This window comes from Paenibacillus chitinolyticus NBRC 15660 (assembly GCF_000739915.1).
GTDB classification, from domain to species: Bacteria; Bacillota; Bacilli; order Paenibacillales; family NBRC-103111; genus Paenibacillus_F; species Paenibacillus_F chitinolyticus.
Genome location: NZ_BBJT01000002.1, coordinates 70,874 through 92,826 on the forward strand (window position 1 = coordinate 70,874; position 21,953 = coordinate 92,826).

Annotated in this window: 24 protein-coding genes and 2 pseudogenes; 8 read left to right on the forward strand and 18 right to left on the reverse strand. The window is 47.9% G+C overall.

All coding sequences use genetic code 11. The features are described from left to right. Window positions 1-62: 62 nt before the first annotated feature. Window positions 63-1,268 (reverse strand): MFS transporter, encoded by a 1,206-nt coding sequence (locus PCH01S_RS02055; RefSeq protein ID WP_042226401.1) that lies wholly within the window; start codon window positions 1,266-1,268, stop codon window positions 63-65. 126 nt (window positions 1,269-1,394) lie between these two features. On the opposite strand from PCH01S_RS02055, the gene PCH01S_RS02060 reads away from it, so the two are divergent. Further along, on the forward strand, window positions 1,395-2,024 hold the full coding sequence (locus PCH01S_RS02060; protein WP_042226403.1) for a TetR/AcrR family transcriptional regulator: 630 nt from the start codon (window positions 1,395-1,397) through the stop codon (window positions 2,022-2,024). 229 nt (window positions 2,025-2,253) lie between these two features. On the opposite strand, the gene PCH01S_RS31075 is transcribed toward PCH01S_RS02060, so the two are convergent. The 3 genes from PCH01S_RS31075 to PCH01S_RS02075 are packed head-to-tail and all read right to left on the reverse strand — an operon-like array spanning window position 2,254 to window position 4,220. Next, a complete protein-coding gene (locus PCH01S_RS31075; protein ID WP_255246819.1) occupies window positions 2,254-2,469 on the reverse strand; it encodes a hypothetical protein in 216 nt (71 codons plus the stop codon). 29 nt (window positions 2,470-2,498) lie between these two features. Then, on the reverse strand, window positions 2,499-2,759 hold the full coding sequence (locus tag PCH01S_RS31080; RefSeq protein ID WP_241688683.1) for an FAD-dependent oxidoreductase: 261 nt from the start codon (window positions 2,757-2,759) through the stop codon (window positions 2,499-2,501). Window positions 2,760-2,801: 42 nt separating this feature from the next. Then, window positions 2,802-4,220: an MDR family MFS transporter gene (locus PCH01S_RS02075; protein ID WP_042226406.1), complete on the reverse strand. Its 1,419-nt coding sequence runs from the start codon at window positions 4,218-4,220 to the stop codon at window positions 2,802-2,804. Between the two features lie 239 nt (window positions 4,221-4,459). On the opposite strand from PCH01S_RS02075, the gene PCH01S_RS02080 reads away from it, so the two are divergent. The 4 genes and pseudogenes from PCH01S_RS02080 to PCH01S_RS02095 form a co-directional block, all read left to right on the forward strand. Beyond that, entirely contained in the window at window positions 4,460-4,927 is a 468-nt protein-coding gene (locus PCH01S_RS02080) for a MarR family winged helix-turn-helix transcriptional regulator (protein WP_042226409.1), read from the forward strand. Between the two features lie 355 nt (window positions 4,928-5,282). After that, complete coding sequence (locus PCH01S_RS02085) at window positions 5,283-6,629, forward strand: glycoside hydrolase family 64 protein (protein WP_042226410.1); 1,347 nt, start codon at window positions 5,283-5,285, stop codon at window positions 6,627-6,629. Window positions 6,630-6,934: 305 nt separating this feature from the next. Then, window positions 6,935-7,408 carry a MarR family transcriptional regulator gene (locus tag PCH01S_RS02090; protein WP_042226412.1) on the forward strand — a complete coding sequence of 158 codons (474 nt, stop codon included), beginning with the start codon at window positions 6,935-6,937 and terminating at the stop codon, window positions 7,406-7,408. A gap of 155 nt (window positions 7,409-7,563) precedes the next feature. Next, a pseudogene (locus PCH01S_RS02095) lies at window positions 7,564-8,187 on the forward strand (MFS transporter); the annotation flags it as partial. 226 nt (window positions 8,188-8,413) lie between these two features. Here PCH01S_RS02095 and PCH01S_RS02100 read toward each other — a convergent pair. Further along, window positions 8,414-9,094, reverse strand: coding sequence for a TetR/AcrR family transcriptional regulator (locus PCH01S_RS02100; RefSeq protein WP_042226414.1), 681 nt, complete (start codon window positions 9,092-9,094; stop codon window positions 8,414-8,416). A gap of 141 nt (window positions 9,095-9,235) precedes the next feature. Between PCH01S_RS02100 and PCH01S_RS02105 the strand changes: the two genes are divergently transcribed. Beyond that, window positions 9,236-10,588 carry an MATE family efflux transporter gene (locus tag PCH01S_RS02105; RefSeq protein WP_042226415.1) on the forward strand — a complete coding sequence of 451 codons (1,353 nt, stop codon included), beginning with the start codon at window positions 9,236-9,238 and terminating at the stop codon, window positions 10,586-10,588. Window positions 10,589-10,745: 157 nt separating this feature from the next. Here PCH01S_RS02105 and PCH01S_RS02110 read toward each other — a convergent pair whose 3' ends face one another. Then, window positions 10,746-11,321, reverse strand: a complete 576-nt coding sequence (locus PCH01S_RS02110; protein WP_241688905.1) for a TetR/AcrR family transcriptional regulator — start codon at window positions 11,319-11,321, stop codon at window positions 10,746-10,748. A gap of 500 nt (window positions 11,322-11,821) precedes the next feature. On the opposite strand from PCH01S_RS02110, the gene PCH01S_RS02115 reads away from it, so the two are divergent. Beyond that, a complete protein-coding gene (locus PCH01S_RS02115) occupies window positions 11,822-12,790 on the forward strand; it encodes an ABC transporter substrate-binding protein (RefSeq protein ID WP_042226420.1) in 969 nt (322 codons plus the stop codon). 166 nt (window positions 12,791-12,956) lie between these two features. Here PCH01S_RS02115 and PCH01S_RS02120 read toward each other — a convergent pair whose 3' ends face one another. Together PCH01S_RS02120 and PCH01S_RS02125 are read right to left on the reverse strand one after the other, a co-directional pair. Further along, a complete protein-coding gene (locus PCH01S_RS02120) occupies window positions 12,957-14,459 on the reverse strand; it encodes a monooxygenase (protein ID WP_042226422.1) in 1,503 nt (500 codons plus the stop codon). A 24-nt stretch (window positions 14,460-14,483) separates the two neighbouring features. Then, a complete protein-coding gene (locus PCH01S_RS02125) occupies window positions 14,484-14,885 on the reverse strand; it encodes a RidA family protein (protein WP_042226424.1) in 402 nt (133 codons plus the stop codon). 296 nt (window positions 14,886-15,181) lie between these two features. Between PCH01S_RS02125 and PCH01S_RS02130 the strand changes: the two genes are divergently transcribed. Further along, on the forward strand, window positions 15,182-15,658 hold the full coding sequence (locus tag PCH01S_RS02130) for a MarR family transcriptional regulator (protein WP_042226426.1): 477 nt from the start codon (window positions 15,182-15,184) through the stop codon (window positions 15,656-15,658). 343 nt (window positions 15,659-16,001) lie between these two features. Here PCH01S_RS02130 and PCH01S_RS02135 read toward each other — a convergent pair whose 3' ends face one another. The 10 genes and pseudogenes from PCH01S_RS02135 to PCH01S_RS02165 all read right to left on the reverse strand — a co-directional run bounded on the left by PCH01S_RS02135 (window position 16,002) and on the right by PCH01S_RS02165 (window position 21,945). Then, a complete protein-coding gene (locus PCH01S_RS02135) occupies window positions 16,002-16,487 on the reverse strand; it encodes a hypothetical protein (protein WP_042226428.1) in 486 nt (161 codons plus the stop codon). Window positions 16,488-17,112: 625 nt separating this feature from the next. Continuing rightward, window positions 17,113-17,715 (reverse strand): DUF998 domain-containing protein, encoded by a 603-nt coding sequence (locus PCH01S_RS02140; RefSeq protein WP_241688684.1) that lies wholly within the window; start codon window positions 17,713-17,715, stop codon window positions 17,113-17,115. Between the two features lie 29 nt (window positions 17,716-17,744). Beyond that, window positions 17,745-18,617 (reverse strand): alpha/beta fold hydrolase, encoded by an 873-nt coding sequence (locus tag PCH01S_RS02145; RefSeq protein WP_322786822.1) that lies wholly within the window; start codon window positions 18,615-18,617, stop codon window positions 17,745-17,747. A 3-nt stretch (window positions 18,618-18,620) separates the two neighbouring features. Further along, window positions 18,621-18,686: pseudogene (locus PCH01S_RS31190) on the reverse strand (hypothetical protein); the annotation flags it as partial. Beyond that, window positions 18,659-19,048 carry an SRPBCC domain-containing protein gene (locus PCH01S_RS31025; RefSeq protein ID WP_255246820.1) on the reverse strand — a complete coding sequence of 130 codons (390 nt, stop codon included), beginning with the start codon at window positions 19,046-19,048 and terminating at the stop codon, window positions 18,659-18,661. The pseudogene PCH01S_RS31190 and the gene PCH01S_RS31025, both read right to left, overlap by 28 nt. Next, complete coding sequence (locus PCH01S_RS30755) at window positions 19,008-19,154, reverse strand: hypothetical protein (RefSeq protein WP_164977138.1); 147 nt, start codon at window positions 19,152-19,154, stop codon at window positions 19,008-19,010. The genes PCH01S_RS31025 and PCH01S_RS30755 overlap by 41 nt, the downstream gene beginning before the upstream one ends. Beyond that, complete coding sequence (locus PCH01S_RS02150; RefSeq protein WP_042226433.1) at window positions 19,151-19,486, reverse strand: ArsR/SmtB family transcription factor; 336 nt, start codon at window positions 19,484-19,486, stop codon at window positions 19,151-19,153. The genes PCH01S_RS30755 and PCH01S_RS02150 overlap by 4 nt, the downstream gene beginning before the upstream one ends. A 165-nt stretch (window positions 19,487-19,651) precedes the next feature. Beyond that, window positions 19,652-20,314 (reverse strand): nitroreductase family protein, encoded by a 663-nt coding sequence (locus tag PCH01S_RS02155; protein ID WP_042226435.1) that lies wholly within the window; start codon window positions 20,312-20,314, stop codon window positions 19,652-19,654. Window positions 20,315-20,447: 133 nt separating this feature from the next. Then, the gene (locus PCH01S_RS02160) at window positions 20,448-20,861 is read right to left on the reverse strand and encodes an RrF2 family transcriptional regulator (RefSeq protein WP_042226436.1); all 414 of its coding nucleotides are present in this window, start codon (window positions 20,859-20,861) and stop codon (window positions 20,448-20,450) included. Window positions 20,862-21,033: 172 nt separating this feature from the next. Next, entirely contained in the window at window positions 21,034-21,945 is a 912-nt protein-coding gene (locus PCH01S_RS02165; RefSeq protein ID WP_042226438.1) for an NAD(P)/FAD-dependent oxidoreductase, read from the reverse strand. Between the last annotated feature and the right edge of the window lie 8 nt (window positions 21,946-21,953).

Sequence of the window (21,953 nt, forward strand, 5' to 3'; positions counted from 1 at the left end):
TTACATAGTCAAACACGAATTCCGCAAGGTCATTCTCGTTTGGGAATTATTCTGACTGGTATTCATTGCTTTCCGGGAAAACCATGTTTACTCGCACTCCACGCGACCATCAACGAAACGATGAGCAGGATCAGCAGCGCTCCCGGAAACGACTGAACACCCAAAAGTTCCAGCAAGGCACCGCCTACGATGCCTCCGCATGCGATGGCCAGATTCCAGACGGTCGTATTAATCGGCATGGCGATGTCTACCCCTTCTTCACCACTTGCATTGGCTTGCGCGGATTGCAGCAAGGTGGCCGCACCGCCAAAAGTGAATCCCCATAACGCCACAGCTGAGTAGACAATCGTCACAGAGGTGCCGCCGATCCATAGGGCAATGGATACCAGCGCAAAACCACTCAGGCTGATCAATACAAGCATACGCAGTATCCGGTCGATCAAGATTCCGACAATCCAAATGGACACAAGGGCGGCTGAACCAAAGACCAGCAAAACCAAATCAACACGTCCGGCGAGTCCGGAACGCTCGAGGAACGGCGCAATGTATGTGTATAAAATATTGTGCGCCAACATCCAGGTGAGCACCACGGTGAGAATCGGGCGCATGCAGGGCATGACGAAGACCTGCCTTACGGTCATTCTTTGGTTTGCAGGTTGTCCGGGGTAATCAGGCACTTTCCACAGAACCCAGCCGATTAAAATAAGAGCGAGAAAAGACATGAGTACGAATACAGCGCGCCACCCGATCTGGTCACCTAGCAAAGTGCCGACGGGCACGCCGAAGGTCAGAGCAATCGGCGTTCCTACCATTGCGACGGCTAAAGCACGTCCTTTCAAGGCGTCTGGAACCATGCGCCGCGCGTAACCGGCGATCATGCCCCATGCCGCGCCGGCAGCAACTCCGGCGAAAAATCGAGCAATAAGCGTCAACGCATAGCTGGTCGACAAGGCGGTAATCGTGTTGAACACCAAAAAGCCAACAATAATGGCGAGAAGCAGCGGACGACGCCGAACTCCGCCGGTAAGCATGGCGAACGGAATTGCCGCCACAAGCGAGCCTATCGCATAAAGAGTGACAAGCTGCCCTGCCATCGCTGTTGTAATATGCAGCCCATCTCCGATTAACGGCAGCAGCCCGGCCGGAATGGTTTCGGTGAGAATGCATATAAATCCAGTCATCGCCAGCGCCAGCAATGCCATCCAAGGAAGACGGGCAGGCATGACTGCCGCTTGAGCTGTACCTGTAGATGAAGAATGTCGTGACAAATGAACTTCCTCCTTTGCATAGATATGAATTATGGATCGATCACTCCATAAAAGTTAACCATCCGGACTTTACTTGTCAATAACTTGTGGATCAATTAGTATAGAATTGATGAAGGAGGTCATTTTATGCCACGAACGGGACGTCCACGCGCATTTAATCGTGATGAGGCGGTTGCTGCGGCTATGTTTTTGTTTTGGGAACACGGTTTTGAATCCACTTCGCTTACACAGCTCCGCGAAGCAATGGGAGGCATATCGGCGGCGAGTTTTTATGCGGCGTTCGAATCCAAGGAGGCGCTGTTTTACGAGGCGATGAACGTATATAAATCCACATATGGACAGGTTTCAGATAGTTTCCGGGATAGAAGCTTGACTCCGAAAGCAGCAATCGAACAAGTGCTTCGACGAGCGGCACGAATGCAGACAGACCGTTCTCATCCTTTAGGTTGCCTACTGGTTTTGTCGGCCGTAAACTGTTCCCCTGAACTAAATCATATACAAGAGATGGTTGCCAAGGAGCGCCAGAAGGTGCGGGGCTGGTTGAAAGATTGTTTATCGCGGGCAGCGGAGGATGAAGAATTGCCCCCTACTGCGGATATTTCGGTGTTGGTTGCTTTATTTGATACATTTCTTCAAGGTATATCCACACAAGCCCGGGACGGTATTCCGTATGAAACCATTGACGAGGCCATCACTCAACTGATGCGGATATGGGATGTATCATCGGCTAAACCAGACATTCAGGGGATACATTGATTTCTTGAATCTTAACACGACCTCCCCCTCCTCTCTTGTCATTCTTCTCCCGGACCGCATGCCGTAGTTTTTGCACCCGCTTGTTGCGTATCGAACAATACTAGGCTCACACACTTATACGTGAAAAAGGACAGCCCCGTTATGCCGGGACTGTCCTTCGTCATGCGTTGCTGATCCAGCTCCGCCGCAAGCCGTTTGCCTGCACAATGCGGTTCACGATTACTTCAATTCACGAAGAAAATCTTTCTTTCGAAACGAGGATGTCGATGAGTCCGAACGGTACGCGGTCGTCGAAGCAGAATAGCTCGTGGTTTTGGTGCGCCACTGTGGTGGCGGCCTCGCTGCGGGGGAAAAGCGCCTCTTCGTAGGTGCTCAGTGCCGCTTCTACGTTGTCGGGGTGCGCGGGGGTCGCCTTCCCCAGCTCGGCGCCGTCGAACATGGCCAAGTTCGCACCCTTGCCGGCGAATGGCGACATCAGGTGTTCCCGTGCGTGTCAAGCACCCGCACCGCTTGACCGCCTTTGTGGATCAGGCCGAGGAACTCGTTGAACAGCCCAGCTGCCTGGAGTGCAAGTTGTCCGTTGTACTCGTGGATGTCGAGCTGCCCGACCTGCGCGCGGGCCTCCGCCGAGGGCTCCGCCTCGTAGATCGTTGCGGGGACGCCGTGGACGTGGAGAACACGTGCGAGGGTCAGGCCTCCCAGGCCGTCGCCAACGATCGTAACGGGTGTCGTCATTTTCCGGATCCAACTTTTTTTGTCATGTTACTCCTCCCCTATCTAATTACCTACGGCTGCCTTCCCATTACGGCTTTTTAACAAAGAAGAACCTACTAAGCCGACAATCCCAAATACAAAGATTCCAATGAAAGCATAATTTATTCCATAAACCTGGGACTGGGCAACTTCGTTAAGTCGTCCGGATTCAACGGCGTGACTCGATACTTCCGTATAGATGGTAATCAATAATGCAATTCCGATCGATCCGCCAACCTGTCGGAACGTATTAATCATTGCCGTTCCATGATTGATTAAATGATCCGGCAGCGCATTTAACCCTTCCGTAGTCATTGGCATCATGATCATAGAAATACCCACAATCATGAGCGCGTAGAACAATACGATCATCCAAAGCGCCGTTTGTGCATGCATGAAAATAAATGGAATTACGGAGACGGCAATCAGAATATAACCGATTACGCCCAAGTATTTACCGCCGATCCGATCGTAAATTTTACCGGCAATCATGGAAACAATGCCGTTTACAACCGCACCGGGCAACAGAATGAGTCCGGATTCAAGAGCCGTCATCCCCCTAATGTTTTGAATATAAATAGGCAGCATCGTTTGTGGACCCATTAAGCAAATAAAGGAGATGACCACGGCAATTGTCGATAAAACAAAGGCATACGACTTAAATACCCTAAACTCAAGCATGGGTTTTTCCGACCTTAATCCCTTTAAAATCAGTAGAGTTAACCCAATTGCGCCAACAATGGACCACAATGCTGCGCTTAGAGCGCTACCGGAGCCGGCAATGCTAATCCCATACAATAATGCGCCAAAACCAACCGTGGATAAAAATACAGAAGGAATATCTATCTTTTGCCGCTTGTTCACCTCTGTGACATTCTTCATGTAGAGTAGGGTAAGAATTAACACAATGACGGCAACAGGAAGCACCATGATAAAGATATATCTCCACGAGAAATGGTTCATAATCAAACCTGAAAGCGTCGGACCGATCGCCGGCGCAAAAGCCACGACTAATCCAACCAACCCCATCGCCGCCCCCCGCTTCTCTCTGGGGAAAATGATGAAAAATACAGTCTGCATAAGCAGCATAGTTATGCTTGCTCCGCAGGCTTGGATGATGCGTGCAATCAAAAGTAAAGTGAAGTTTGGCGATACAGCCGCAAGCGTTGTTCCTGCAATAAATAAGGACATAGCCACGATCATTAATTGACGAGTCGTATATTTGCTTATAAAGAATGCCGTCACCGGAAGAAGAATACCGTTAGCCATCAAGTAAGCCGTAGTTAGCCATTGTCCAGTACCTGCACTAATTCCAAAATCGATCATGATCTCGGGCAAGGCGGTAAACAAGACCGTTTGATTTAAGATGGTTACAAACGTTCCTATTAGAAAAATACATGCAAGTAAGGTTCTATTAAAGGTAAGACTGCTTTTTTCACTCATCACCATGTTCTCCTTTAAGTTCATTCCTGCTTCATTGCTGTCATCCATCCGAGATGGGGAAAAAATCACTCAAAACCATGTTTTCTCCTTCCTCTTTGGCTTATACTAATATCGATATCGTTTGACTCTCATCCGTTTTTGGATTGAACATTTAATGATGAGCCATGTAATAGTGAGGCGCCACACTAATATAGAGCAAGCGTACTTCTCAATTTATTTTTTGTCAAGGGAGAATAAGGATGGATCTTTCAAAAGAAAATGCCGTTTTAGCGGTTGAAGTTCTTGATCTGCTGTTTCGTGCCACGCGCCATATCCAACAGGAATATGAAATGAAACTGGAGTCGCTTTCTTTACCGTTCCAGCTTTCAGGACCTAGGCTACGCCTATTGCTTGTGGTTTGGCGTGCGGAAAAAATTCGGATGAATGAACTAGCGAGCAAATTGGGCGTGAAACCCAGAACCGTGACTGAATTGGTTGATGCATTGGAACGGGATGGTGTTCTTCACCGAACCCCTGACCCGAATGATCGCCGGGCAACGCTTCTGCATTTAACCGAAGAAGCGCTGAATCAGATTTCTCGTGTTCGGTCTGTGCAAATGCAAATTTCGGATGAAATTTTGCAAAAGTTTTCAGCAGAACAGCGCACCCAATTACATGCCTTATTAAGCAAGATTTTTGAAGGAATGGAATTTGATTTTGTCTATTAACTGCATGCATGCAGTTTCGTAGTGTATCCATCAAAAAATCCCCTCTGAGTAAAAGGCAGTCCGCCCACTCAAAGGGGAAACAATTTTGGGTGCCGGGGCCCAAGGTCGTCTCGTTCGAAAAGTCCTGCGCGTGCTCGATACATACATGCACACTGCTGGGCATCCGAAATTGTGGGCCATATTCCGAAATTCCAATGTCTACCACATTTTGGTGCATAGGTTTATAATTTTTTTGTAAGCGCATACACGCTTAGGCTTCAGACAACCAAATACCGTCAGATCAAAGGGGGGGATGCCGTTTTAAACCCGATTGCGAGCTGATTTTATCCCCATTTTTAAAGGAGGAATTCTGATCATGCGAAAGGGAATGTCTTACCTGTTGATCCTGTCGTTATTTCTGACCTGTTTTTCCATCTTCGCTACGAAAGCCGAAGCCGCGGACTATACGCGCGGCGTCGAATTATCCGGAAGCGCAGCCACTATATGGTTCAAATCCGCTGTCAACACGAGTTGGGTCGATGTCCACTACAAAGTGAACGGCGGCGAACAGCAAAATTTTAGAATGGCCTACAACGCCGGCAAATCCCGATATGAAAAAGCCGTCTCAAACATTTCCGCCGGCTCCGTAATTACGTATTCGTTCACTTACAATAACGGAACTCCAGCTTACGACACCGAAGTCTTTACTTACACCGCGGGTACCACGCCGCCTCCCTCTTCTTCCGGCTCTATTTATGACATTCTTCCATCTTCGATTCCCTCACCGCCAAGCGGCGCCGTTTCAGTGAAGGTCATGAATGGCACCAAAGGCGCTTACTCCGACCAGCAGATATACTGGGGCGTTATCGGCATTAATCCCGCCAACAATAAGTGGAGCTATCTGGACCTGAACGGCAATCTGATTCCCATCTCCACCGCCTTGAATGATGCGCCGGGGCATCTAACCAAAAAAGGCATCAGTTACGCCAACATTTACAATAAGGTCAGCGATGCTTCCTGGGTCACCTTGCCTAAAATCACGGCGGGCCGAATGTTCCTTAGCGTCGGTACACCCCTGTACATCAAAACCTATAACGATGGATTCGCCGGTCCCGATATCAATAATCCGACCGATCCAAACCGCGATATCTATTTCGATTTCGCCGAGTTCACGATTGATGCAGCCGGCTATCACGGCAATACGACACGCGTCGATGGATTCGGTTTCCCCATTCAGCATCGACTGGTCAACAAATCCGGTTCCTTCGATCGAACCACGGGTGAACTGGAATCCGAGACCCGAAGCGGAATCTTCACCAAATTCCAGGCTGAAGTTCCCGCCGCTTTCAAATCGCTGGCCATCGTTCAAGCGCCTTACCGCATCGTCGCGCCGATTCACGGTTCTTTCGCCCAGGGTGGCGCTAATGCCAACTATTTCGGCGGGTACGCTCCATACAGCACACAGGATATTTTCCGGTGCGACGGCGCTTTGACCAATGCGGCAACTTGTGCAGCCATTAATCGTCATGTTTACACGACGAGTGACTGGAATAACGTGTCGAATTACTATAAAGCCGCGCCGGCCAATTATTACGCGAAATTTTGGCACGATCACAGCATTAACCGCTTGGCCTACGGGTTTCCGTATGACGATGTCAACGGCCAATCCTCTTATCTTGAAGTAGGCGATCCGAAAGGCCTGATTATCCGTGTCGGCTGGTAAATATTGTGTTGACAATGTTCGAAGTATACTGTTACCGAAACGGAATATCTTACCTAAAACCTATTTGGGATGATGTGGACTTTTCTGGAGGGTAATCTCTATTTTCGCCACACAAAGGCCGTACGGTCGTTTGTGTGGTTTTTTTGCGTTCAATAAAGGAGGAAAATGAAGGACTGCGTTCACACGGCCGAGGTGCGCACCAGTGTTCCTTCTTCTCCTGCATAAGCAGTTCCACAATGATGTTGAAATAGAAACAAAAATTTGAATATACTATTGTTAATGCGCAACGGGTTGGAGGACAGGCCATGAACAAAGAAGAACAGGTCCTAATGGGTTTCAGGGACTTATTTAACAAGCTGGTTTGGCTTAATAAGGGGAAGATGGAAAACAGTCTTAAGGGGTATAAGCCTTCTGAAGTACATTGCATCGAATACATTGAAAAAAATGTAGATTCCAACGTGACAAAACTTGCGGAGTCCTTTTATATGACCCGCGGTGCCATCAGTAAAATAACTAAGCAGCTCCTAAAAAAAGGCCTTATCGAAAGCTACCGGAAGCCGGATAACAAGAAAGAAATTTATTTTAGGCTTACTGAAAAAGGGAAAGTCATTTATAACATTCATGAGGACCTGCACAAAGAGTTTCAAGAGCGGGATAAAGCCGTATTCGAACAGATAACCGAGGAACAATTTGACAGTATGCTTAGCTTCGTGGAAACGTACAGCAGGCATTTGGATGCTGAAATAAAGAAACGTGGGATAAGTATTGAGCCGGAATAAATTTGAATCATGAAAATGAAACCACAAGCAGCCGGGTTCTATCGAGAGCGGGCTGCCTTTTTATTGTTATTATTTTGTTGACGCGGAAACAAAAATGTAATACGATAAATTTGTTTCCAAGGAATCAAAATAACGAGTTTTGAGAGGAGAATGTCATGTTCAAATTCAAATCACCCCATGAACAGGACACAGAACAAACCATAGATAAACATGCTTTACTATTCGGTCTTATCTCTGTATTTCTTTGCGGAATAGGCTTCAGTATTATCACACCTGTCGTCCCGTTCTTAGTGCAGCCTTATATAAGCAATCCGGGAGAACAAGCTATAGTTGTTACGCTGCTGACCTCTGTTTATGCATTGTGCGTGTTTTTTGCGGCCCCCGTACTTGGAGCTTTGAGCGACAAATATGGCCGTCGTCCATTGCTCCTGGTATGCCTGTTGGGTTCCGCAATCGGGTACTTCGTTTTTGGCATAGGTGGAGCTCTATGGGTACTATTTGCCGGGCGCATAATAGAAGGCATAACAGGCGGGAGTATAGGCACGATCTTCGCCTATTTTGCCGATATCATTCCTCCGGAACAGAGAACCAAATACTTTGGTTGGCTAAGCGCGATTGTAGGCGTAGGCACCGTCATCGGCCCGACTGTAGGCGGATTACTTGCCAAGTTTGGTTATTCTGTACCCATGTATTTTGGAGCCGTCATAACTTTATTGAATGTTGTTTATGGGTTCTTTTTTATGCCTGAGAGCCTTAAGGCGAAGAATAGACTGAAAGAGAGGTCAAATCTATGTATCACTTGGTCATGCCGCACCCGCTTTTATGGGGATGATCCTTATAGCGGCGGCCATACCCGTTTTATATAAGAGAACGCATGTAACTAGGTAACTGCCTGCATAAAAACTTGCGGAATGCCCTTTCTTTGATCTCCCGTTTATAAAGGGCACAAGATTATAAACCTCATTGAAAACGCTCATCCGATAACCGGATGAGCGTTTTTGCATTCTACTTCCCCTGCTCCTTGATCACCTGCTCAATCCCGAGCAGAATCAGCCTCAGGCCAAACTCGAACGCCTTGTCAGTCCCCATCAGTTCGAACAGCCCGTTCGTGAACATTCTCCGGAACAGTCCCGCATCCGTCTCGCTCATGGAGTCCAGAAGTCGGTCCATTTCCCCGACCGGAAGCTCCTTCTGCTCCTTCAGGATAGCGGTAACATTGCGCTGATGCTGATAATCATCCAGAACGAAGTAGTAGACATAGTTCACAAGGGTGAGAATGACTTGCATCTTCTGCTCTTGGTCAAGCGGCGTTGACTCCACGCAGAGCAGCATACGGTTGGTAAACCGGATGATATCCGGTTCGTGGGGCAGCGTCATCATCATGAGCTGTGTGGAGCAAGGATACCGGCTGAGTACGCTCCGTACCGTTACCGCAAGTCCCGTCAGCTGCTCCTTCCAATCCCCCTCGGACCGGAACTCCTCCAGGATCATTTTCGATACCTGGTTGGCCAGACGCTGGTAGAGATCCTGCTTGCTCTTGAAGTACCAGTACAGAGAGGGAGCCTGAATCCCCAACCGGTCGGCCAATCGTCTCATGCTGAATTTCTCGATGCCACCTTCCCCTAGAAGTTCCCAAGAGGTTTCCAAAATTTTATCCTCCGAAATCTGAGGCTGCTGCTTTTTCATCGATATCCGCCCTTTTATCTAACAGTGTAAGTTTATGCTTTACAGGTTCATAGGTTCATGATATCATCTAACACTGTAAGGTTCAACCTAACACTGTTAGACTTGCGTATTCCAAATTATATAAAGAAAGTAGTGACCCACATGGATGCAGAAAACCTCCATTACTTTGAAAAAGCACCGATCGCAAAAGCCGTAGCCCACTTCGCTGTACCGATGATGCTAGGCACATCAATGAGTGTCATCTATTCCATCTTGAATGCCTATTTCCTTGGTACACTGGGCAACACGGCCATGTTAACCGCACTCGCACTAACCTTGCCGTTATTCGCGGCCATTATGGCGCTAGGCAACTTGATTGGTATGGGCAGCGGTACATTCATCTCCCGTTTGCTGGGAGAGAAAAAATATGAGGTTGTAAAGCATGTGTCTTCATTCGCCTTTTACAGCAGCTTAGTTCTCGGTCTTATCGTGATGGCCGTCGGCCTCCCGTTGATAGATTCAATCGTTCATGGCCTGGGAGCGACGCCTGACTCCTTCGGTTTCACGAAGGACTATGTCACGATTATGCTGATCGGTTCACCATTTGTCGTATTATTTTTCACGCTGGAAAATATCGTACGCTCGGAGGGTGCGGCAATCACATCGATGATCGGTATGATTCTCAGTGTTGTTGTGAATATTATTCTTGATGCGCTAGTCATTTTCGTCTTCCATTGGGACGTGATTGGCGTTGCGTCTGCTACGGTCGTTTCTAATTTGGCTGCGAGTATATTCTACGCCTTTCATATGAGAGCTAAGAGCCAATTCTTAACCGTCTCCATAAAATGGTTCAAGGTTACGAAGGACATTCTGAGCAATGTGATTAAAATCGGAGTTCCCGTCTTTATTATGAGTATCTTTTTGGGTGCCATGTCGCTTATCTTTAACCATTTCCTTGTCGAGTATGGGGATCAGTCCGTAGCGGCTTACGGAATTTCATCACGTTTATTGCAATTTCCGGAGTTTATTCTGATGGGGTTATGCGAGGGAGTCGTGCCGCTCATTGCCTTCTCTTTTACAGCGAATAAATTACGCATGAAACATACGATTGGATTTACGATCAAAGTGATTGTGGCGTTAGCCGTCCTGTTCGGCATCATCGTCTATTTGATTTCCGGCCACTTGATCGGTTTATTTACGAATGACCCGCAATTGATCGAAATGGGCAGCTACATTCTGCATGTGACGTTCTTATCCTTGTTCATTACGGGGATGACCACATTGTTTACGGGAATCTTCCAAGCGACAGCGCAAGGAACCGCCGCGTTTATTATGTCGGTTATTCAAGGAATTACTCTCATTCCAGTGCTCTATATCGCCAATCGAATGAACGGCTTCCATGGGGTGGTCTGGTCGCTCGTCATTGCGGATGCCGTCGCGTTCCTTGTCGGTGCCATCATGCTGTATGTTTTGCGGAACAAATTGCAGCCGGATTTGGATCATTTAGTACAGTAGTAACCTATAACACGCAAAAAGGCAGGATACGGGCACTCCCCGCTCCTGCTTTTTTTGGGTTCATGGAATAGGCTGTGTCGTCCCGATCCATGAGCAGCATATCTGACGATCCGAGGAGCGGGCTTCTCATTTCCTAGCGATCAGGACTGCTTCGGCTTTATAGGTACGCCCGGATCGAAGCGGTCAAATCGCTAACCACACTTCCGATTTGTTCCGGTGTCAGATGAAAATCGTTCAGTGTCCATTCGATCAGCATCATATGCACGATGGAGGACAGCGATTTGCCGGCGTACAGCCCATGCGTATGCATCGCTTCCTCCCCGTTTTCGCCCGGCTCATTTCTTCTGCTCGCGAGCAGCTCGTCGAAGTAATCACAAATGCTTTTATAAATGAGCTGCCTGATCTTGCGGTCTTTGGTCAAAATACTATGGATTAAGGCGGCAGGGGCATTGCGCTGCCAATTGCGAAACAGCAGGACGAACATCTCTTCGTCGAACGTGGTCTTCATCCCGACGCCCACATCGTGCCACATCCCTTTCATAAATCCGTCCAAATAGTTTAGCAGGATAACGTCCTTGTCTTGAAAATTACGATAAACGGTTTGCCGTGCAAGCCCGGCCCTATCCGCGATCTCGGTGATCGATATGTGGGAGTACTCTTTTTTTTCCATAAGTTGAAACAAAGCCGTTTGAATCCATTCCTGCGATCGTAGAGCAAGCTTGCCTGACTGCACGTTCAAAGTGTGCCACATCCTCTTGTCGTGTAAATTTGATCTTATTCACTCCACCCGCGCTGCATGAAAAGCTTTCTCGTAACCGATACAACTATACCATAGGTTACATCTCTACCAGGAATGCTTGTTCAAAAAACCATTGTGCTGCGCTGGGGTTAACCGGGCAGCGCGATGCTCTCGTTCTCGTTGTCTCCGAACAAACGGGCAGATTTCCTGCTGCCTTAAACGGACACCCTTCCCCGTTACGACCCGCGAAGTAACGTAAACATTGAAAGTGTGACACATTCTCTTAAGTGTCTATTTTCAGTCTCATTTCCTCGACAAGCATTGCATCCCAAAAGGTTTTATATTAAGGTAGACAAGGATCACACGTGTGACATCTGTAACGTTTCCGTTTTCATGGAGAGACGCATCATTCAAATTAAGGGAGTCGTCTGTAAGCTTCTATTGAGAATGATAATCATTTTTACAAATAAGGGAAACCGAAAGGGGTATTACTGTTGGGAAAATCAAAAAAATGGATGGCGCTGCCTCTCCTCCTCATCATGTCCTTACTTGTCGCAGCCTGCGCCAAACCGAACGCATCCCAGCCGCCGGAAGAGAAAAGCAGCGGAGCTCCGGTCCGCATGATTAAACATGCGATGGGCGACACGCCCGTTACCGGAACGCCGCAGCGCGTCGTCGTGTTGACGAACCAGGGCACCGAATCTTTATTGGAGCTTGGCATTAAACCGGTCGCTGCGGTAAAGTCGTGGATTGGCGAGCCCTGGTTTGATCATATCAAAGATAAGATGGACGGCGTCAAAGTTATCGGCGACGAGACGCAGCCCAATTTGGAGCTTATCGCCAGTCTGAAACCGGATATTATTTTAGGAACCAAGGTCCGCCACGAAAAAATATATCCGCAGCTTTCCGCTATTGCGCCAACCGTCTTTACGGAAAATCTCGGCGATAGTATGATTGAAAACTTCGAACTGGTTGCGAAGGCGCTAAACAAAGAAGCCGAAGGAAAAGCGGCGCTGGATAACTACAACAAAGCCATTGAGCAAACGAAAGCGGCCCTGGGCGATAAAACGAAAATGCGTGTTTCGCTGGCCCGATTCCAGCCCGGAAAAGTACGCGTCTACTACAAAAACAATTTCGCCGGCGTCGTCCTTGAACAGCTGGGTTTTGCCCGCCCGGAAGCTCAAAACAAAGATAAGTTCACCGACGATCTTACAACGGAACAAATGAACGTGCTTGATGGCGATGTGTTCTTCTATTTTACTTCCGACCGCAAAGGTGAAACCGATGCCTCCAAAACGGCGGACGAATGGCTGAAAAGCCCTCTCGGACAAAATCTGAACGTTGTAAAAAAACAACGGACGTTCAATGTCAATGAAGCGGTATGGAATACATCGGGCGGCATCATCGCGGCCAAGCTGCTGGTTGAGGACATTAAAGTCCGGTTCGAGAAGCTGAGTTTATAGGCAACCGTGCTTTTACCGTCATCGATTAGAATTAATAAAATAGCTTCCGCCTTATGTAATAGGCGGAAGCTATTTTATTTAGTACCGGGAAGTAAAGCAGCCGTGAATCAAATTGCGTAGGCTCGATTCATCGATCCGCTTCGACACGCGGTAACCTTCACCAACCCTATTCAGTAACGTTTCCGCACCAGCGGGCAACCCCTTCCTTAATCGTTTGTCTAGGATTTGAATTTGAGCGGGATATCGCCCATGCAATATGGCCATCCGGCCTGATGAGTGCTGAGTGGACATCGTTCCAATCGTCGCCGGTTACGTCCAACGATGCAGACACAACTTGAAGGTTGCGATACTCTTCCCGATTCTGTTCACTCTGTTCATTACAATTAAGCTGCAAGAGAAGAAAAGTACCCTTGTGCAGGAGCTGATACATGCTAACCCGTTGTTCGTCTTTCAGCCTTAGCGCAATGTCCTTAGAGCGTTTCCCGTTTAGTGGATGGGGCGGTGCTTCGGCGTCTGGCGCATAGTGCACATCAATTGCGGCAATCTGAGCCGAGATTTGATAATTAGCCTCCGGTATGCTGAGAAGCTTGGACAACATGCTTCGCATTTCCATGATCGGAGGTGCCGCGTCCAAAAGCAAGGTCTGGACCTCGGTATTCCGAAGCAAGGCCGTATTCCATGGGAAGCGTTCCGTATGATAACTGTCCAGCATCCAGTCCGGGGCCCAACCCTTAATGGCGCCGGCAAGCTTCCAGCCTAAATTCATCGCTTCTTGAAGACCGACATTCATTCCTTGTCCGCCGGCCGGAAAATGAATGTGCGCCGCGTCACCCGCCAAGAACAATCGGTTATTCCGGTAGCGGCCCGCTTGCCGCGTCGCATTACCGAACCGGGACAGCCATCTTGCCTCGGTCAATCCAAAGTCACTTCCTGCCGTGCGGATTAGCGACGCACGAAATTCTTCAACCGTTAAGGGTTCGTTCTTAGATACATGGGAACGTTCCGGATCAATGATCAAAACCCGATAGAGATGTTCATTGATCGGCATGACACGGACTAAACCTTTTTCAGAAATTCGGGATACAACGCTCTTGGAAGGCAGCTCGGCCAGAACGGCATCTCCCAGAATAGCGGTGAAGGTCGCATCGGTACCTTCGAAAGAAATACCGGCTTGTTTGCGAACCAAGCTTCCGGCCCCATCGGTTCCGACCACATAAAGAGCTCTTAACGCCGTCTCTCCGTCAGGTCCTGCAAGTTGAACATCGACCCCATCCTCATCCTGATGTACAGACAGCGCCTCAACCTCTCTTCGGATCTCCGCGCCTAGGCCAAGAGCCCATTCTTCGAGCACTTTCTCCGTCTCGCTCTGCGGTAGAAAGAGCGTATAGTTGGAGGTCGAATCCAACACCGAGAAATTCAATGGCGTGTCCAGTTCCGCGAAGTGCCCTCTAGGCAGCGGACGCCCTTTATTCATCAGCTTCGACTTCACGCCCCGCATATCCAATATTTCAAGTGTCCGTGGATGTACGGTAAGCGCGCGGGAGAAAGGAGTCGTTTCTTTTAACCGTTCCACAACGCAAACCTTTATGCCGGCCAATGCCAATTCTCCTGCCAACATCATGCCGACGGGCCCGCCGCCGATTACAATAACCTCATATGCATGTTCCATACGTATAACCTCTTTTCTTAACTATTAGGGGAAGGTAACGATAGCGTCTACTTCGATGAGCCAAGCAGGATCGGCTAGTGATTGAACGCCTATATATGTACTTGCCGTCTTCGGCCAGTTAGATCCAAATACCTGAAGCCCGGCATCAAATATGACCGAGACCAATTCCGGCCTGTGGTTGACTACAAAAATATTCATTTTAGCCATCTGCAGCGGATCCGCTCCGGCAGCGTCCAACGCATACTTGAGATTGGTGAACGCTTGAATCGCTTGTGTACGATAGTCCCCGGAACCCATTAATTTTCCTGTTTCATCCACCGCCACTTGACCTGATATGAAGGCTAGCTTTGAGGCCGTAGTTACAACGACATGGGAAATGACAGACGTGACTTTATCCGTCAGTGTCTTCGGATTCAATAGTTCCATGCATGAGCACTCCTTCTTCCCTAACGAATGGCTGTTCAAAAGCAAAATAACGTAAATTTACTCCGGGTCGCATCTTCATAAAAACCTCCGATCCTACTTATAGTTTCGATTGAATAAAAGAAAATCATCTAAAACAAATGGTTTGTTCCACTTAAAACTATAACATGGTTTCTTATGAAACAATATAATTGTACCCGCCGATTTTCTTACTGTCAACCTGCAAGAATATATTGTTTCACAGGAAATAATTTGTGATATAATAAACAAACTAAACAAAACGAGGAGCCAGCAAAATCATGGATGCAATCAAGACAAACAAAGCCGCGATTCATGAAAGTTTTATTGGGATTCTTCAGCAAAAAGAGCAGTACGAATCCCGGATAACCGGATCTCATCTCGAGGAAATTCGAAAAATCATAGGTGCGGAATTTAGCTTGAACATGACGGAACTGCACACCATTGCATGCATCGGAGAACAGGAGCCGATTAACGTTACATCCATCGCGGCCATGCTAGATTTAAGCAAAGGGAACACGTCTAAGGTCACCAATAAATTATTGAAGGCCGGGTGGGTTCGAAAAGCCCAGCTCAACGACAATAAGAAAGAAGTGTATTTTCGGCTGACGCCGGTCGGAAAAAAGCTGTTTGCCCTGCATGACGAGCTCCATGCCAAGGAAGCGCAGAGAATGAACGAATTTTTGGGGAAATACACCGAGGCCGAGCTTGAATTTACCAAGCGATTGTTTGGCGATCTGGTTGACTTCTATCGCTAGAACGATGACGGAAGTGCTGATCCCCCCTATCAAAGTTAACGCGGAATCGGAAATGAACTTAGGATCCGGTTCAGCTTAACGGGCCTATTGGCGAAATAATGCGAAAGGAGCTGCCTTCGCAGCTCCTGTTATTTCATTTTGAACAAGTCTCGGATTTCAGCCTAGTTCGATTAATATGCGCTGCGCTAGCGCACTGTCTGCAGCCAGCTGATTCATTCTGTCGTTGATGAGAGGACTGATTCAGTACGGTGTCCTGTGAAGTTTTTGCAAAAAAAACAATGCAGATACAACGGATGTTGTACCTGCATTGCAAGATCATATCGCTTCTGTCGTCCTTATTTTTTTATTGCCACGGAGTGTCAGAACTTTTAAGAACAACTTGTCCTTTTGGAAGACCTGATCCACCGTAAATAGTCACGGTATAATTGCCTGAGGGAACCGTCGGGCTACTATCATTATTGATCACTTCAACCGATTTACCTGCTTCAACGGTTTTATCAAAAATAACCTTATTCTTAGTGTCGTGCTTTACTTCGATTCTAAAATCTTTTGATCCTGTATTTTTTGCGTACAGTTTAACATTTGGATATCCACCTGTTACGGAATAAGATTTGCTAGGGTCCACTACATTGCCAGTTAAATCCCAAGTTAATGTATCCTTAATTGCATATGGAGTAATTCCTATGGATTTTAAACCGTCATTTACCGAAACAGCACTAGAATCTCCAGCAAAAAGTGTAGTAGCAGCGCTCGCAGGTGCCACGGAAATTAATAAAGCAGTTGAAAGGATAGTTGCAGAAGCCACTAATTTTGAAAAATTCTTTTTCATTGTGTAACACTCCTTTTTTTGGATTCAGAATGAATTTCAGTAATTTCTTAAAAAACCACGACTTTACTACTCCAATACCTGAATTAAATTTTGTGACAATAACTGTCTTTTAATCACTTCCAATCTTTATCATATTTTTCTTAATATTACATTTACATTATACATTTACAATTCCTTAATTTCTAGTCCAGCTATGTATCCTGTCATCCGATTACCAAAAAAGGTCATTATATTACCATTTACAAATATGATTTTACATAAGAACCAATACCATTTGCATATGGCGATATAAGTTCTTGTCTTCCCCATTTTTTGTATTACAGTTTTGTCTCGCGTTTTTAGAGCGAAAGCAGCCCATAAAGAGAAAAATGAACAAAAAGAAACGGACTAGCATTTGAACTTATGCTAGTCCGTTTCTTTTTGCACCGAGTCACAACATATAACGAAAATGATTACGAGGCATGTCTGGTACCGCGGCTTTCCCGAACATAAGAGGATCGCCCATATCCTGGCCAAAAACCGGAGTACATACGAATCTTTTCTAGCACGATTCTTTAAAAACTCTGCTTGTGAAGCTTGGCCGCATGAACTCCGACGATCAGAAGCCATAGCAGGTCGGCTATTATCAAGACTCGTCCAAACAGTCCTGCCAGTACTTCGGGACCAAACTGATTTGCAGGACAAATACGATCATGGCTGCGAGTGCAATGCCAGCGCTTGCGAACAACCGATTCCGAACGGGTCTCCAAGTGTTGTCACGTGTTAGCGAAATGCTGAGCAGAAGCGCCGCAACGGGAGTATAGTCAAGCATGGCACCAATGGAATGCATCCTGCCGCTGAACGTTGCACCATCCGGACTAATTGATATCGGATCGGTGATGAAGATAGCCGCGATCAAGACTCCGATTGCGCTAATACCAAGAATAACGAGCCCGATATATCCCGTAACGGTTCGAATTTGGGGATATATCGCCACTGCGACACAGATCTGAACAGCAGCCAACAATCCGAATGCAAGCCGCATCATCCAGCCGAAACCGCCCAAAGCATATTCGCTGATAAAACGCCATGTCGGATCGAATTCAGGCTCCAGAAGATGGAGGCTGCAAAGCACCAGAATGAACCATGTTCCTGAGAAGACCGACACAAGCGCAAATCTGGAAGCGGTCACTGTTACCGGTTTTGCAGTGACTGGCGGTTTAGCCACTAACGTTTGAAGATCCGTCATGTTTATATTCTCCTTATGTAAGATGTCTCTTACAATTCGAAATCGACGACAGTCTTCGCCAGCACTTCCGGTGCCGTTATTACTGCAGAATGATCCTGACCTGCCAGCGTATGAATCGCAGCTTTAGGCAGAAGCTTAACAAGAGCTTGTGCGGCGTCATGGAATAGAGGCTCGCTGTTTTCCCCTGTCATGATCAGCGTTGGAGCGTTCACTACCCATCTGTTCGTTGGCAGCGGCTTGCCTGACTGCGTGGTGCCCATAATCAGACCGTCATACGCGAGTGTGTGCGATAAATCCTCCATCTTATTCCAGGAGGGATCGGCCTTCATGTAGCCGATAAATTCTCCGGGAATGCCAAGAGCCTCGGATGCGAAATATTCGACGGCATCAGATCTTTTACCGGCTTCAGTCAGTGAATTCAATTGTTGGACATAGTCAACAGGCACAGGCTTGCGGCTGTCATTAATAATGAACGGCGGTTCATACAGATAGAGCTTCGTTACGCGATCCCCCAGCAAGCTTGCCGCCTCAAGCGCCAACACGGCTCCGGACGAACTTCCGAACAGGCTGGCTTGGCCGCCGGCGACTTCCGTTAAAGCTGCGATATCTTCCACTTCTCTCTCCACGCTATAGGGAGCTGTATCTGTACTGTGGCCCCGCCCACGACGATCGTAATTGTAAACGGTGAAATGAGATGTCAATTGCTCCGCCAATTGAGCGGCATCCTGATGGTCTGCCACCGCGGACGATACCAGGATAAGAGCGGGTCCGTTCCCTTGTTTTTTATAAGCAATCCTTGTTCCATCTTTTGAAATAACCGTGTTCATAGGTCCTCCCATTAATGTTTCTAAGTATTCTTCAAGACGATCGTACGCATCCTTGAATCCTTCGATCATTCCCATGGCTTCAGCATTGTCCAATTGTTCGCTAGTAGCGAATCGCGTCACGATGCTAATCCGCGTACCTCCAATTCCTTCCTCGAACAGGACTGTCGTGAACATCTCGCTATCGGAAACGATATTCCAGTCATTGGCAGCAAAAGAGTCTCGGTATACACCAGTTTGCGAGGTGCCTCAACCTCTTCATATACGGCTCTGCAGTACGCTTCTTCACCACTGTTGTCATCGGATTTCAGACTGTACCGCCAAACGCCGCCTGGCCTTACGTCCATTTCATAAACGGTTGTCGTCCAGTTCTTCGGCCCCCACCATCGTGTAATGTGTTCGGGCTGAGTCCAGCCTTCCCAAGCAAGCTTAGTGGGTATCGCAACGGTGCGTTCGACGGTAAGCTCTCTACGCTCGCGGTTTTTGCGAATGATTGTTTTTCTTCTCATCTGTATTCATCCTTTTTAGGTAAATTTCAAGCGCGTCAAACCGCTCGTTCCAGATTTTCGGGTCGTTCAGCGTGCAGCTCGCGATAAAACTGTTGAGACCTTTCATTGTTCCTCCTTCTTCTTGTAATCCAGCATATAGTCCTCGAAATTGTCCAGACGCTCTTCCCACAGGATGCTGAAGGAATCAAACCATTCATCCAGTTCCTGAAAAGGTCCCGCCTCGAGGCTGTATATACGCTGTTGTGCCTTGCTGCGGGATCGTACAAGTCCAGCCTCGCTCAAGATGCGCAAATGACGAGACACATGCGGCTGGCTGATGCCCAGTGCCTGAACGATTTCTCCCACTGATCGCGGTCCCTTCTTTAGGAGTTCAACAATGTTGAATCGATTCGGTTCGGCGAGTGTGAGTAACGTTAATTGCATGACAGATGTATTCATGACTTCAATATACACTTACCTGTATATACACGTCAATATATATTAATTCTGGACCCGTCGTTTGCTTTTGAACCCTTAAAGCGCTGTCCTTTAAAACCGTCGGCTAAACAAAAAAGACACCGGGATCCCATTGGATCCTCCGGCGTCTTTTCGTACTGAATATGTTTATGCCTTGGGCAGTTCGTTGTAGAAAGTGACATCCTCAATCGGCAATCTTAACGTCGGATGTCCCGGCTTCGCCGCCTTCCCGATGGCGATAAGCATAACGGGAGCGTACCGTTCTGAAATATTGAATGCTTCCACAAACTTGGCCTCGTCATAGCCGGCCATCGGAACCGTATCGTAGCCTTTGGCGCGGGCTACAAGCATGAGCTGCATGGATATCAATCCACCGTCAATGGAAACGATTCGGCGAATAGTCTCCGGAGGCATGCTCGAAAAGATTCCTTGGTAGCGTTCCACGAACGATTTAGCCGTCTCTGCAGGCATGTGACCCGCATCAACTGCCATTCCGTAAATTTTTTCGGCCAATTTAATGCTCTCCAAATCTCCTAAGACCGCAATGACGGCCGATGCCTCGATCACTTGCTGCTGATTATACGCGATCGGAAAAAGCTTTTGCTTCAGCTCCGGCGAGTCGATAACGAGGAACCTCCACGGCTGCAAATTGGCGCTTGAAGGAGCCAGCGTCGCTTGCTGCAAGATTTCGTTCATTTCCTCCCGCGAAATCTTGACTTCGGGATCATAGCTGCGGACGGACCGGCGATCCTTAATAACATCGAAAAACTGCTGCTGCTCCACGGTTAGAGATGGTTGTGAAACGGACATCATTCTCTCCTCCTCAATAATTACTGTGCCTAATTTAGGCACAGTATATCTTAAATAAAAATGCAGCCGACGACCAACTGCAATTCATTTGATTACAGTATATAACGTTCCGGCTCACATTGCAATCCGGAAATTAACCTTGCATCAAATCGGCTAACGTATGCTGCTTGAGCAGTTCGACAGTCTGCTTCTGTACTTCTCCCATAATCGCTTCGAGCTTCGTATCGATTTGCAGACCTGTGGCGCAATCGGGTTCAACCCCCTGTTCACAGCAATCCGATTTGACGGCCATAAATATATCCGCCAAGGTAATTTGATCCGGACGACGCTTCAAATAGTAGCCCCCACCACGCCCTTCTCTCGCTTCCACAATACCAGTGTGAGTGAGCTGCGCCAATACTCTGCGGAGGAAGGTCGCATGCGATTGTACACAGCCGGCTATGGCCGCGCTGGAAAGCATTCCTTCGCATTGGGCAAGCAGAATCAAAGCATGCACGGCAACGCCGAAACGCGGCGGACCGATTTGGGTGCCTCGGTTAGATATCATAACAACTCCTCCTGTTTACAGCGTACCCCGGAAACGGATGTCCACATATGATATGTAACATTATATGAAAATACAGCAGATTCATAGATTCGTCAACGGTGGGAACATTCGTGCCTCCAAAAAACAGCAGCTCTGGACAAAATCCAGAGCTGCCAGCCGATGGTTGGATCATTTATTGCGTTTTCCGCCAAGCTTCTTGATTTAATTCTCCATTTATTGCTGCCCCGGCTGCAGCCCCCGATGCGGCTGCAGCAATGGATTGATGCATGAGTGAAGACGTGTCACCCGCCGCGTAAACGCCAGGGACACTGGATTTTCCGAATTTGTCGACTTCAATCACCCCTGTATCCGATGTGCGGCAGCCAAGGGACTGCGGCAAATCCGTTCCCGGAACCAGATCCGACTTGAAGAAGATTCCCGTGCATGGAATTTCTATCCCATCCTCAAGCACAACGTGGTTCACCATACCCTCGCTGGATAATATGGCACGAATCGGCGTATCGAATAGCGGAATACCATGATCCCGCAATTCATCGCGTTCAGCCTCACTCAATTCATCGGGGCCATTCGTGCAAACGACAAACCGTTTCGTCCACCCCGACAACAAGGGAGCGAAATGCAAGAGTGCCGCTCCTCTGCTAATGACAACCAGCGGCTCATCCCTTAATTCCCATCCATCGCAATACGGGCAAACAAAGGCACTCTTCCCGTAGACCTCGGCCAATCCCGGAATCTCGAGCTTGTGATCCTTCATACCTGCGGCAAACAGCAGCTTTTTGCTGGCGATCTTCATCCCTGTGGCCGTCTCCAGCAAGAAGGATCCGTCCTCGCCCGAAATGGACACAACGGTATCTTCCGCCTGGGAAACCGATGGATAGACGCGCAGCTGCTCCTGCGCAATACGTCGGAATTCACTCGGGCTGATTCCGTCTCGCGTCAAAAAACCGTGCGCCTCCCGGGTCACGCCATTGCGGGGACGTCCCTCGTCAATGACAATCGTCCGCTTCCTCGCGCGTCCCAGCATAAGTCCGGCGCTCAAACCTGCGGGACCTCCCCCGATAATCGCTACATCCACTTTGTTCATGTTGTTTA

Coding starts and splice junctions, on each gene's coding strand:
- PCH01S_RS02060 (WP_042226403.1), top strand. CDS start 1,395: ATGCCACGAACGGGACGTCCACGCGCATTTAATCGTGATGAGGCGGTT.
- PCH01S_RS31080 (WP_241688683.1), bottom strand. CDS start 2,759: ATGACGACACCCGTTACGATCGTTGGCGACGGCCTGGGAGGCCTGACC.
- PCH01S_RS02075 (WP_042226406.1), bottom strand. CDS start 4,220: ATGAGTGAAAAAAGCAGTCTTACCTTTAATAGAACCTTACTTGCATGT.
- PCH01S_RS02080 (WP_042226409.1), top strand. CDS start 4,460: ATGGATCTTTCAAAAGAAAATGCCGTTTTAGCGGTTGAAGTTCTTGAT.
- PCH01S_RS02085 (WP_042226410.1), top strand. CDS start 5,283: ATGCGAAAGGGAATGTCTTACCTGTTGATCCTGTCGTTATTTCTGACC.
- PCH01S_RS02090 (WP_042226412.1), top strand. CDS start 6,935: ATGAACAAAGAAGAACAGGTCCTAATGGGTTTCAGGGACTTATTTAAC.
- PCH01S_RS02100 (WP_042226414.1), bottom strand. CDS start 9,094: ATGAAAAAGCAGCAGCCTCAGATTTCGGAGGATAAAATTTTGGAAACC.
- PCH01S_RS02105 (WP_042226415.1), top strand. CDS start 9,236: ATGGATGCAGAAAACCTCCATTACTTTGAAAAAGCACCGATCGCAAAA.
- PCH01S_RS02120 (WP_042226422.1), bottom strand. CDS start 14,459: ATGGAACATGCATATGAGGTTATTGTAATCGGCGGCGGGCCCGTCGGC.
- PCH01S_RS02125 (WP_042226424.1), bottom strand. CDS start 14,885: ATGGAACTATTGAATCCGAAGACACTGACGGATAAAGTCACGTCTGTC.
- PCH01S_RS02130 (WP_042226426.1), top strand. CDS start 15,182: ATGGATGCAATCAAGACAAACAAAGCCGCGATTCATGAAAGTTTTATT.
- PCH01S_RS02135 (WP_042226428.1), bottom strand. CDS start 16,487: ATGAAAAAGAATTTTTCAAAATTAGTGGCTTCTGCAACTATCCTTTCA.
- PCH01S_RS02140 (WP_241688684.1), bottom strand. CDS start 17,715: ATGACGGATCTTCAAACGTTAGTGGCTAAACCGCCAGTCACTGCAAAA.
- PCH01S_RS02145 (WP_322786822.1), bottom strand. CDS start 18,617: ATGGGAATGATCGAAGGATTCAAGGATGCGTACGATCGTCTTGAAGAA.
- PCH01S_RS31025 (WP_255246820.1), bottom strand. CDS start 19,048: ATGAGAAGAAAAACAATCATTCGCAAAAACCGCGAGCGTAGAGAGCTT.
- PCH01S_RS30755 (WP_164977138.1), bottom strand. CDS start 19,154: ATGAAAGGTCTCAACAGTTTTATCGCGAGCTGCACGCTGAACGACCCG.
- PCH01S_RS02150 (WP_042226433.1), bottom strand. CDS start 19,486: ATGAATACATCTGTCATGCAATTAACGTTACTCACACTCGCCGAACCG.
- PCH01S_RS02155 (WP_042226435.1), bottom strand. CDS start 20,314: ATGTCCGTTTCACAACCATCTCTAACCGTGGAGCAGCAGCAGTTTTTC.
- PCH01S_RS02160 (WP_042226436.1), bottom strand. CDS start 20,861: ATGATATCTAACCGAGGCACCCAAATCGGTCCGCCGCGTTTCGGCGTT.
- PCH01S_RS02165 (WP_042226438.1), bottom strand. CDS start 21,945: ATGAACAAAGTGGATGTAGCGATTATCGGGGGAGGTCCCGCAGGTTTG.